Annotated in this window: 10 protein-coding genes and 1 pseudogene; 8 read left to right on the top strand and 3 right to left on the bottom strand. The window is 71.2% G+C overall.

What is annotated here, in order from left to right:
• The first annotated feature begins 234 nt into the window (after window positions 1–234).
• The 7 genes and pseudogenes from infB to GT007_RS18885 all read left to right on the top strand — a co-directional run bounded on the left by infB (window position 235) and on the right by GT007_RS18885 (window position 6463).
• Window positions 235–2675, top strand: a pseudogene (gene infB, locus GT007_RS18915) (translation initiation factor IF-2).
• Window positions 2672–3091: a 30S ribosome-binding factor RbfA gene (gene rbfA, locus GT007_RS18910; RefSeq protein ID WP_160123228.1), complete on the top strand. Its 420-nt coding sequence runs from the start codon at window positions 2672–2674 to the stop codon at window positions 3089–3091. The pseudogene infB and the gene rbfA overlap by 4 nt, the downstream one beginning before the upstream one ends.
• A gap of 54 nt (window positions 3092–3145) precedes the next feature.
• A complete protein-coding gene (locus GT007_RS18905) occupies window positions 3146–3574 on the top strand; it encodes a CMD domain-containing protein (protein ID WP_160123227.1) in 429 nt (142 codons plus the stop codon).
• Window positions 3571–4149 (top strand): peroxidase-related enzyme, encoded by a 579-nt coding sequence (locus tag GT007_RS18900; protein ID WP_160123226.1) that lies wholly within the window; start codon window positions 3571–3573, stop codon window positions 4147–4149. Before GT007_RS18905 ends, GT007_RS18900 begins: the two co-directional genes overlap by 4 nt.
• A gap of 96 nt (window positions 4150–4245) precedes the next feature.
• Window positions 4246–5280, top strand: coding sequence for a serine hydrolase domain-containing protein (locus tag GT007_RS18895; RefSeq protein WP_160123225.1), 1035 nt, complete (start codon window positions 4246–4248; stop codon window positions 5278–5280).
• A complete protein-coding gene (locus GT007_RS18890) occupies window positions 5277–5690 on the top strand; it encodes an acyl-CoA thioesterase (RefSeq protein WP_160123224.1) in 414 nt (137 codons plus the stop codon). Before GT007_RS18895 ends, GT007_RS18890 begins: the two co-directional genes overlap by 4 nt.
• A complete protein-coding gene (locus GT007_RS18885) occupies window positions 5687–6463 on the top strand; it encodes an SDR family NAD(P)-dependent oxidoreductase (RefSeq protein WP_236571753.1) in 777 nt (258 codons plus the stop codon). The genes GT007_RS18890 and GT007_RS18885 overlap by 4 nt, the downstream gene beginning before the upstream one ends.
• Before the next feature lie 27 nt (window positions 6464–6490).
• On the opposite strand, the gene GT007_RS18880 is transcribed toward GT007_RS18885, so the two are convergent.
• Both GT007_RS18880 and GT007_RS18875 read right to left on the bottom strand, forming a co-directional pair.
• Window positions 6491–7312 carry a pyridoxamine 5'-phosphate oxidase family protein gene (locus GT007_RS18880; RefSeq protein ID WP_160123223.1) on the bottom strand — a complete coding sequence of 274 codons (822 nt, stop codon included), beginning with the start codon at window positions 7310–7312 and terminating at the stop codon, window positions 6491–6493.
• Complete coding sequence (locus GT007_RS18875) at window positions 7309–7932, bottom strand: glutathione S-transferase family protein (protein ID WP_160123222.1); 624 nt, start codon at window positions 7930–7932, stop codon at window positions 7309–7311. The genes GT007_RS18880 and GT007_RS18875 overlap by 4 nt, the downstream gene beginning before the upstream one ends.
• Before the next feature lie 94 nt (window positions 7933–8026).
• Between GT007_RS18875 and GT007_RS18870 the strand changes: the two genes are divergently transcribed.
• Window positions 8027–8920, top strand: coding sequence for a LysR family transcriptional regulator (locus GT007_RS18870; RefSeq protein WP_160123221.1), 894 nt, complete (start codon window positions 8027–8029; stop codon window positions 8918–8920).
• 108 nt (window positions 8921–9028) lie between these two features.
• Here GT007_RS18870 and GT007_RS18865 read toward each other — a convergent pair whose 3' ends face one another.
• Entirely contained in the window at window positions 9029–10012 is a 984-nt protein-coding gene (locus GT007_RS18865; protein WP_160123220.1) for a Bug family tripartite tricarboxylate transporter substrate binding protein, read from the bottom strand.
• Window positions 10013–10107 lie beyond the last annotated feature (95 nt).

Raw genomic sequence — 10107 nt, 5'->3', positions numbered from 1 at the left:
ACGAGGCCGCCGCCCGCCGTGCCGCCGAGGAAGCCGCGCGCAACCCCGCGCCCCCGGCCCCCGTGCAGCAGCCCTCCGCCGCCGAGCCGGTGCGTGCCGAGGCGCCCCGCGCCGCCGAGCCGCCCGCCCGCAGCGAGGCCCCGGCCCCGCGTGGCGACTACAACGCGCCCCGTGGCGATTATCAGCGCAGCGACGCCCCTCGCGGTCCGCGCCCCCCTCAGCGTGAGGGTGGCTATGGCCAGGGTGCCGGCGGGGGCTATCGCAGCGATGCCCCGCGCGCCCCGCGCGAAGGCGGCGGCTATGCCCCGCGCAGCGACGCCCCGCGTCCGCCGCGCGAAGGTGGTGGCTACGCCCCGCGCAGCGATGCCCCGCGTCCGCCCCGTGAAGGCGGCGGCTACGGCGCGCCGCGTCCGGCCGGTGGCGGTTATGGCGACCGCAGCGGCCCCGGTGGCGCTGGCGGTGGCTATCGCAATGACGGGCCCCGTGGCCCTGGCGCTCCGCGCCCCGCCGGTGGCGGCTATGGCGATCGCAGCGGCCCCGGCGGTGCTGGTGGCGGCTTCGGTGGCCCGCGCCCGCCCCGCCCCGATGGTGGCGCCCCCGTCGGGCGCCGCCCGGTCGGCGCGCCGTCCTCTCCGCCGCCTCCGGGCGCGCGGCTGTCCCTGCGCCCGGCCGATGAAGGCACGGAGGAGGAGCGCCGCCGCCGCGCGGCCCCGCCGCCGCGCAAGACCACGCCCGTTCCCACGCGCAAAAGCGCGCCCCCCACGGCCGAGCGCCGTTCGGGCCGCGGCATCGACGTGCAGGCCGCGCTGGAGGGCGAGGACGAGCGCACGCGCTCCATCGCCAGCCTGCGGCGTGCCCGTGAGCGTGAGCGCCGGCAGCAGGAGCTCGCCCGTCTGCGTTCCGGCCAGGAACGCGTGGTGCGCGAAGTGGTGGTGCCCGAAACCATCACCGTGCAGGAGCTGGCCAACCGTATGGCCGCCCGTGCCGGCGATGTGGTGAAGGCGCTGTTCCGCATGGGCGTGATGGTCACCCTGACCCAGAGCATCGACGCCGATACGGCGCAGCTCGTGGTCGAGGAATTCGGCCACCGCGTGAAGCGCGTCTCCGACGCCGACGTGGAGCAGGGCCTGGTGGGCGACACCGATGAGGATGAGGCGCTGCTGCCGCGTCCGCCGGTCGTCACCGTCATGGGCCATGTCGACCACGGCAAGACCAGCCTGCTGGACGCGCTGCGCCGCACCGATGTGGCGGCGCGCGAGGCCGGCGGCATCACCCAGCACATCGGCGCCTATCAGGTGCAGATGAAGAATGGTGAGCGCATCACCTTCCTCGACACCCCCGGCCACGAGGCGTTCACCGCCATGCGTGCCCGTGGTGCCGGCGTGACCGACATGGTCGTGCTGGTGGTCGCGGCGGATGACGGCGTGATGCCCCAGACGGTCGAGGCGATCCACCACGCGAAGGCGGCCGGCGTGCCGCTGATCGTGGCGATCAACAAGATCGACAAGCCCGGCGTGGACCCCGACCGCGTGCGCAACGAACTGCTGCAGCATGAGATCGTGGTGGAAGCCCTGGGCGGCGACACGCAGGAAATCCAGGTCTCCGCGCTGAAGGGCACGGGCCTCGACAAGCTGGCCGAAGCCATCAGCCTGCAGGCCGAGGTGCTGGAACTGCGCGCCAACCCGGAACGCCCGGGCGAAGGCACCGTGATCGAGAGCAAGCTCGACCGCGGCCGTGGCCCCGTGGCCACCGTGCTGGTGCAGCGCGGTACGCTGCGCACCGGCGACACCGTGGTGGCCGGCGCCGAATGGGGCCGCGTGCGCGCCCTGGTGAACGACAAGGGCCAGCAGGTGAAGGAAGCCGGCCCCTCCGTTCCCGTGGAGGTGCTCGGCCTGTCCGGCGTGCCCGCCGCCGGCGAGCCGCTGGTGGTGGTGGACGACGAATCCCGCGCCCGGGAGATCAGCGAGTTCCGTCAGCGCAAGCTGCGGGACAAGGCCTCCGCCGCGCTGACCGCCGGCCGTGGCAGCCTGACCGACATGCTGGCCCGCATCCAGGCGGGTGAGCAGAAGGAAGTGGCCGTCGTCATCAAGGCCGATGTGCAGGGCAGCGCCGAGGCGATCACCGTCACGCTGGGCAAGCTCGGCAATGATGAGGTGAAGGTGCGGGTGCTGCATTCCGGCGTCGGCCAGATCACCGAATCCGACGTGCAGCTGGCCAAGGCGTCCAACGCCATCCTGGTGGGCTTCAATGTCCGCGCCACCTCCCAGGCCCGGGAAATGGCGAACCGCGATACGGTGGATATCCGCTACTACTCGATCATCTACGAGGTCGCGGACGACATCGAGAAGCTGGTGAAGGGCAAGCTCGCGCCCATCCACCGCGAGAAGTTCATCGGCTACGCGCAGATCCTGCAGGTGTTCGAGGTCAAGCGCCTCGGCAACATCGCCGGTTGCCGCGTGACCGAGGGCGTGGTGCGGCGCGGCTGCGGCTTCCGCCTGCTGCGTGGCGGCGTGGTCATCCATCAGGGCGAACTCGCGACGCTGCGCCGCTTCAAGGATGACGTGAAGGAAGTCACCTCGGGTTACGAGTGCGGCATGTCCTTCAAGAACTACGACGACATCCGCGTGGACGACCAGATCGAGTGCTTCGAGGTCGAGACGGTCGCGGCCGCATGAAGCGCCGCGATACCGGAGAGGGGCCGAAGGGCCCCTCCCAGCGACAGCTCCGGGTGGCGGAGGAAGTGCGTCATGCGCTCTCCGCCATCTTCACCCGGGGCAATTTCCGCGACCCCGCGCTGGATTCCATCCGCGTGACGGTGACGGAGGTGCGGGCCTCACCCGATCTCAAGCACATGACGGCCTTCATCAGCGGTCTGGGCCGGGACGTAACGCCCGAGCATTTCACCGCCCTGCGCCATGCCGCCCCCTGGTTCCGCAGCGAGGTGGCGCGCTCCGTCCGGCTGAAATACGCCCCCGACATCCATTTCCAGACCGATACGGCGCTGGATTACGCGATGAAGATGTCCGAGGTGATGCGCCGCCCCGAGGTGGCGCGGGACCTGGACGCGCCAAAGGACAAGGACGGGGAATAGGCCCGCCCCCGGCTTCGTGGCAGCATGCGCGCTGTCACGAATCACGGAGTTTCCATGCCCGACGTGCTGGATGAGCTGCTGGGTATCGCCCCCGGCTCCCACCTCGATGCCTTGCGCTCCCTGCGCCCGGATGTGCGCAACGCCACCCAGGGCAGCGAGGACGCGATCTTCAACGCCCCCTCAGGCCTGACCCCCGCCGAGCGCCATGCCGTGGCCCGGCAGGTGGCGTTGTGGAACGACAGCGCCGCGCTGGCCGCCCATCATGCGCCCAAGGCCGGCGACAGCCCGCGCCTGCCGGTGCTGCTGGCCCATGCCGAGATGCTGACCCTGCGCCCGCATGAGGCAACGCCCGCCGCCGTGGCCGCCCTGACCGCCGCGGGCCTTTCCCCCGCCGATGTGGTGATGCTGTCCCAGCTCATTGCCTATGTGAATTATCAGACGCGCATGCTGCATGGGCTGAAGCTGCTGGAGGGGGGCGTATGAGCAATACCGCCGATTTCGGCTTCACCGCCGACACGCTGGAATGGAAATCCTGGCTGCCGGTGCTGGATGTGGCCCAGGCCACGCCCGACCAGGCCAAGGTGCTGGAGGAAAGCCACCCCAAGGCCAAGACCAGCGACTACTACCTGCTGCTGGTGCAGGAGGCGGAGGTGCTGCGCCAGCGCAGCAAGCTGTTCAACACCATCATGTACGGCCCGCGCGGTGCCTCCCGCCAGGACCGGGAGCTGGCGGCCTCGGCCGAAAGCCGCATGAATGGCTGCCCCTACTGCCTGTCGGTCCATGCCCAGCGCTATGTGCAGCTGAAGGGCGACCCGGCGCTGATGGACCGGCTGGTGAAGGAAGGCACGGGGGCGGAGATGGATGCGCGCTCCCGCGCCATCGTGGATTTCTCGGTGCGGCTGTCGGAAACCCCGGCGGCGGCGACCGCCGAGGATATCGCCACCCTGCGCGGCTTCGGGATGAAGGATGAGGAGATCCTGGATGTGATCTCCTCGGTCGCCATGTTCGCCTGGGCGAACCGGCTGATGCAGACCTTGGGCGAGCCCTACAGGGCGTAGGAACGAGGGGGCTCTGCCCCCTCGCGCTCCCCTGCCGGGGTCCGGGGCGGAGCCCCGGGGCTGGACCGCCCCAGCCCACCGTGTAGCCTGCGCCGCATGACGACCATCGCCGACGCCCTCGCCTTCATCGCCGCGCACGAAACGCCCTGGCCGCGTGACCTGCGGGCCCATCTCGATTCCGGCTATTTCGACCCCCCGCCGGACAACACGCCCGTGGGCCCCGTGCATCCGCGCGGGCCAGTGAATGCCATCATCACCCAGCGCGGCCAGGTACTGGGCACCACCGGCGATACGAAGCAGGTCGATCAGACCTTCAGCGTGGCGAAAAGCTATCTGTCCATGCTGACCGGCATCGCGGTGGGCGACGGGTTGATCCCCGACATCGACCGCCCGGTGCGGGAGCTGGTGGATGATGGCGGCTTCGACAGCGCCCAGAACGCCGGCATCACCTGGCGGCACCTGCTGACCAACACCTCGGAATGGGAGGGCGAGCTGTTCGGCAAGTCCGACCTGATCGACCGCGGCCGCACCCTCTCGCGAGAGGGTTCGGGCCCCAAGCGCAGCACCCGCGCCCTGCAGCCCCCCGGAACCTATTGGGAATACAACGATGTGCGGGTGAACCGGCTGGGCCTGTCCCTGCTGCGCGTGTTCCGCCGCCCCCTGCCGGAGGTCTGGGCCGAGCGCGTGATGAAGCCGATCGGCGCCAGCGAGACCTGGAAGTGGGAAGGCTATGACACCGCCTGGGTCGAGGTGGACGGCAAGCGCATGCAGTCCGTGCCCGGCGGCACCCATTGGGGCGGCGGCGTGTCCATCTGCGCGGAGGATCAGCTGCGTGTCGTGCAGATGGCCGCCAATGACGGCGTGTGGGAAGGCAAGCGCATCCTGCCCGAGGGCTGGGTGAAGGCCTCCATCACCCCCTGCGCGCTGAACCCGCATTACGGCTTCCTGTATTGGCTCAACACCGGCCGCACCAAGTGGCCGGCGGCCAGCGAGGGGGCCTTCACCTTCTCCGGCGCCGGGGGCGCCACCTGCTGGGTGGAACCCGCCGAGGGGCTGGTCTGCGTCTTCCGCTGGCTGAACCCGGAGCATCTGAACGAGGCAATGCGCCTGGTCCGCGCGGCCGCCGCATGATGCCCGCCCTGCGGCGCGCGCACCGGGTCCGCTGGTCCGAATGCGACATGCATGGCCATGTGAACCACACCGCCTATCTGGAGTGGTTCGAGGACCTGCGCGTGCTGCACTGGGAAAGCCTGGGGCAGAGCTTCCGCCCGCGCTCAGTGGGGCCGGTGGTGGGGCAACTCTCTGTCCGCTACCTGGCGCCGCTGGCCTTCGGGGAGGAGGTGGAGCTGTGCCTGTCCGTGCCCAGCCTGCGCCGCACCTCCTTCGTGCATGAGTATGTCGTGCTGAAGGACGGCCAGCGGGTGTTCGAGTGCTCGGCGGTCATCGTCTGCGTGGACAACGCGGCGGGCGGGCGCGTGCCCATCCCGCCCGAGGCCCGGGCCCTGATGCTGGAGCGCGACGGCGCCCAGGCCGAAGGGTGATCCGTTTCCCCAACGCGCTGATCACGGGCGCTTCCTCCGGCATCGGGGTGGCGCTGGCGCGCGCGCTGGCGCTGCCGGGGGCCACGCTGCATCTGTCGGGCCGCGATGCCGCGCGGCTGGAGGCGGTGGCCGCAACCTGCCGCGCACAGGGCGCCACCGTGCACACCCAGGTGCTGGATGTGCGGGACGCGGCGGCGATGCAGGACTGGATCAGCCAGGCTGGGCGGCTGGACCTGGTGCTGGCCAATGCCGGCATCGGCACCGGCACGGGCGACGGCACCGAACCTGCCCAGGCGGCGCGCGACGTGTTCGACACCAATGTGACCGGCGTGCTCAACACCGCCCTGCCGGCGATCGAGGCGATGGCCACCCAGGCCCCGGCCCCCGATGGCTGGCGCGGGCATGTGGCCGTGGTGGCGTCGCTGGCGGCCTTCGTGGCCGGGCCCAGCGCGCCCGCCTATTGCGCCAGCAAATCCGCCGTGCAGCGCTGGGCGGAGGCGCGGGACGCCACCGAACGTAAGCGCGGTATCCGCATGCACGCGCTGTGCCCCGGCTTCATCCGCACGCCCATGACGGCCAGCAACGCCTTCCCCATGCCCTGGCTGATGGAACCGGAGGACGCCGCCCGGCGCATGCTGGATGGTATCGCGGCGGGGAAACTGCGCATCGCCTTTCCGCGCAGGCTCTATGCGATCTCGCGGGTGGTGGGGGCACTGCCGCCAGGGTGGCGGGCGCGGTTGATGGAACGGGCGCCGCCGAAGCACCAGGTGTAGGGCGGCCAGGGGCTTTGCCCCTCCCAATCACTTCCAGTCGAAAGGCAGCGCCCCTTCCTGCCACCAGGCTTTCTCCACGTGGAACAGGATCGCGCGGCTTTCATACCACCGCGTCTGCGCGCGCCCTTGCAGCAGCAGCGCCCGGCCCGCGCCCCAATCCGGCACCAGCAGCGCGGCGCGCGGTTCCAGCAGCAGGTTGCCCATGGTGTTGAAGAAGCGGTTGCCCGGGAAATCCGGGATGGTGATGGTCTCGCCCTCCAGCGCCAGGAAGCCGGGCGGGCCGCCGCGATGCGACATGTCCATGCCGCCCGTGTCCGCGCCGGAACTGGCGATGAAGGCCGTATCCGTGGTGCCGATCAGGGCGCGGGCGGCTGCGTCCAGCCCGGCCAGTGGCAGGCTGGCGCGGGGCAGGGGATGGGGGCTGGGCGCGCGTGGCGTGATGAAGCGCGGGCAGTTGCCGAAGCTTTCCTCCACGCTAATGGAAAAGCCGCCGGCCTCCAGCGCCAGCACATGGCCATTGGCGCGGTTGCGGCGGCGGGTGGCGTTTTCCAGCCCCAGCAGCCCGATGGGTGCGCCGGGGCGCGGCGCCAACGGGGCCTGCGGCAGGGCGCGGACCACCAGCCGGTGCGGGTCCGGGCTGGCGACGAAGCCAGGCTCGCCCGCCAGCACCCCGGCCAGGGGCGCGCCCTGCTCATCGGGTAGCGCCAGCCACAGCAGGGGCAGGGATTGGAAGAAATCCCGGTGCTGTTCCGGCATGAAGGGGCGGATGGGGGCCTGGCCCACCTCCACCCCCGCCAGGCGCTGGGCCGCGCGCTCCCCGGCGTGGAAGGGCAGGAAGGCCGGGTTCATGACGCCAACGCCGCCGGCAGCGGGCGCGCGGGCATGTCGAACCAGCCGGGCAGGGCGCGCAGGCGCTCCAGCCAGGCGCCGATGGCGGGGTAGGGCGTGAGGGGAATGCCGCCCTCCGGCGCCACCGCCACGTAGCTGGCCATGGCCAGGTCGGCCAGGGTGGGGCGGGTGCCGACCAGGAACTCGCGCCCGGCCAGATGCTGCTCCATGAAGGCCAGCAGGGTGGCGGCGATGCGCTGGGCGTGGGGCAGGTCCTCTTCCACGCCGAATTGCAGCACCACCCGGGCGCGGGCGGGGCCATAGGCCAGCTCGCCGGCGGCCAGGCTCAGCCAGCGCTGCATCTCGGCCTCCTGCAAGGGGGCGGCGGGGATCCAGCCGCTGCCGGCGCCATGGCGGCGGGCCAGATAGACCATGATGGCGTTGGAATCGGGCAGCACCACATCGCCATCCACCAGCACCGGGATCTGCCGCAGCGGGTTCAGCGCGCCGAAGGCCTCGGTGCGGCGGATTTCGGGCGGGGCGGCTTCCAGGCGAATCTCCCGCCCCAGCATGCGCGCCAGCAGCAGCACGCGGTGGGCGTGGCCGGAAAAGACGGTGCCATAGAGGATCGGTTCGGGCATGCGGGCCTCCTTGCCTTGCCCCGATAATCTGCTCTTTGCCGGCTGCCGGAAGAATGCTCAGATGCCGCAAGGTATTCTTTCAGCAGGTGCAGCAATGACCGACAGGCTGGAGGAGCTGGAAGGCTTCCTCGCCATTCTGGACACCGGCGGCTTCACCGCGGCGGCCCGCAGGCTCGGCCGTTCCGGCCCGGCGCTGACCCGCGGCCTGCAGGCGCTGGAGGCCCGGCTGGGCGCCCGCCTGCTGGAGCGCACCACCCGCAGCGTCCACCCCACCGAGGCCGGTCTGCGCCTGGCCGCCGAGGCGCGGGAGGTGCTGGCCCATTACCGCGCCGCCCTGTCCGGCAAGGAGGACCAGCCGGAGGGGCTGTTGCGCATCACCGCCCCGGTGATCTTCGGCGGGCGGCACATCGCGCCCCTGCTGGCGGGCTTCCTGGCCCGGCACCCGGGCATCCGGGCCGAACTCACCTTGTCGGACCGCAACCTGGACATGATCGAGGACGGCCAGGACGTGGCGCTGCGCATCGGCCAGGTGACCCAGGCCAGCCTGCACACCCGCCGGGTGGGAGAGGTGCGGCGCGTGCTGGTCGCCAGCCCCGCCTATCTGGCCGCGCATGGGGAACCGCTGACCCCCGCCGACCTCGCCGGGCACAGCCTGATCTTTACGGCCAGCCGCCCGGTCCCGCGCGAATGGCGCTTCCGGCAGAAGGGGCGGGAGGTGGTGCACCGTTTCACCCCGCGCCTGACCGTGACGCATGTCGAGGCCGGGCTGGCCATCGCGGCGGCCGGGCATGGCATCGCCACCGCCCTGTCCTATCAGGTGCTGGAGGATATCGCGCGCGGGCGCTTCACCCGCCTGCTGCGGGACTTCGAGCCGCCGGCCATGCCGGTGCAGCTGGTCTGGCCGCGCGGCCAGCACCTGCCGCGCCGGGTGGCGCTGTTCCTGGAGGAAACGGAGGCGGAGCTGAAGGAGCTGCCGCTGATCCGGTAGATCATCATCCGATCAGATGGAATCATCTGACCGGGTAAAGATGATCGTGAAAACGAATACCTGAAGCGGTTGCCGTGAGCCGGTGCGAACGGAAACCGCTTCAGTATCCTAATCCACCACGATGTTCGCTTCGCGCACCACGCGGCCCCATTTCTCCCGCTCCGCCACGATATAGGCGGCCAGGTCCTCGGCGCTGCTGCTGGCCGGGTCCACCCCGGCCGCTTCCATGCGCTGGATCAGCACCGGGTGGCGCAGGGCCTCCTGGCAGGCGGCGCTGAGGCGCGCGATGGCGGGGGCGGGGGTGCCGCCGGTGGCCATGACGGCCCCCCAGCTGGTGGCGGTGGCCTGCGGCAGGCCCTGTTCCGTCAGGGTGGGCACATCGGGCAGCAGCGGGTGCCGGCGCGGGCCGGTGGCGGCCAGCGCGCGGATGCGCCCGTCGCGGATCGCCCCGGTGGTGGCCGCGATCTGCACCAGCATCATCTGGATGTTGCCCGCGATCAGGTCGTTCATCGCGCCGCCGCTGCCGCGATAGGGCACGTGCAGGATGTCGATGCCGGCGGCCAGGCGGAACAGCTCCGCCGCCGTGTGGGTGGAGGCGCCATGGCCCGAGGAGCCGAAGCTGATGCTGCCCGGCCGCGCCTTCGCCAATGCGATGAATTCCGCGATGTTGGTGGCCCGCACGGAGGGGTGCACCACGATCACCATGTCGCTGGTATAGGCCATGGAGACCGGCGCCAGGTCCTTCGCCGGGTCGAAGCCCATGTTGCGATAGATATAGGCGTTGGTGGTCAGCAGCCCGGTGGTGCCCATCAGCAGGGTGTGGCCATCGGGCTGGGCATGGGCCACGACCTCACCGCCCAGATTGCCGCCGGACCCGCCCCGGTTCTCCACGATCACGGGCTGGCCGAGCTGTTCGCCCATCTTGTCCGCGATCATGCGGGCCGCGACGTCGGTGCTGCCGCCGGCCACGAAGGGCACGATCATGCGCATGGGGCGCGTGGGGGCCCAAGGTGCCTGGGCAGCGGCCATGGAGGCGAGGGCGGGCGTGGCGAAAGCCGCGCCCAGCAGGGCGCGGCGACGGATGGGGAGCATGGTTCGATCCCGGGACAGTTTCCTTGTGCGCCTGTCCTAACAAGTTCATGACGGCTTGGCCATACTCTCCGCGCCGCCGCTCCGCACATTCCGCA

This window comes from Rhodovarius lipocyclicus (assembly GCF_009900765.1).
GTDB classification, from domain to species: domain Bacteria; phylum Pseudomonadota; class Alphaproteobacteria; order Acetobacterales; family Acetobacteraceae; genus Rhodovarius; species Rhodovarius lipocyclicus.
Note: the sequence above shows the minus strand (reverse complement) of the source record. Positions and strands in the feature narration are given on the sequence as shown.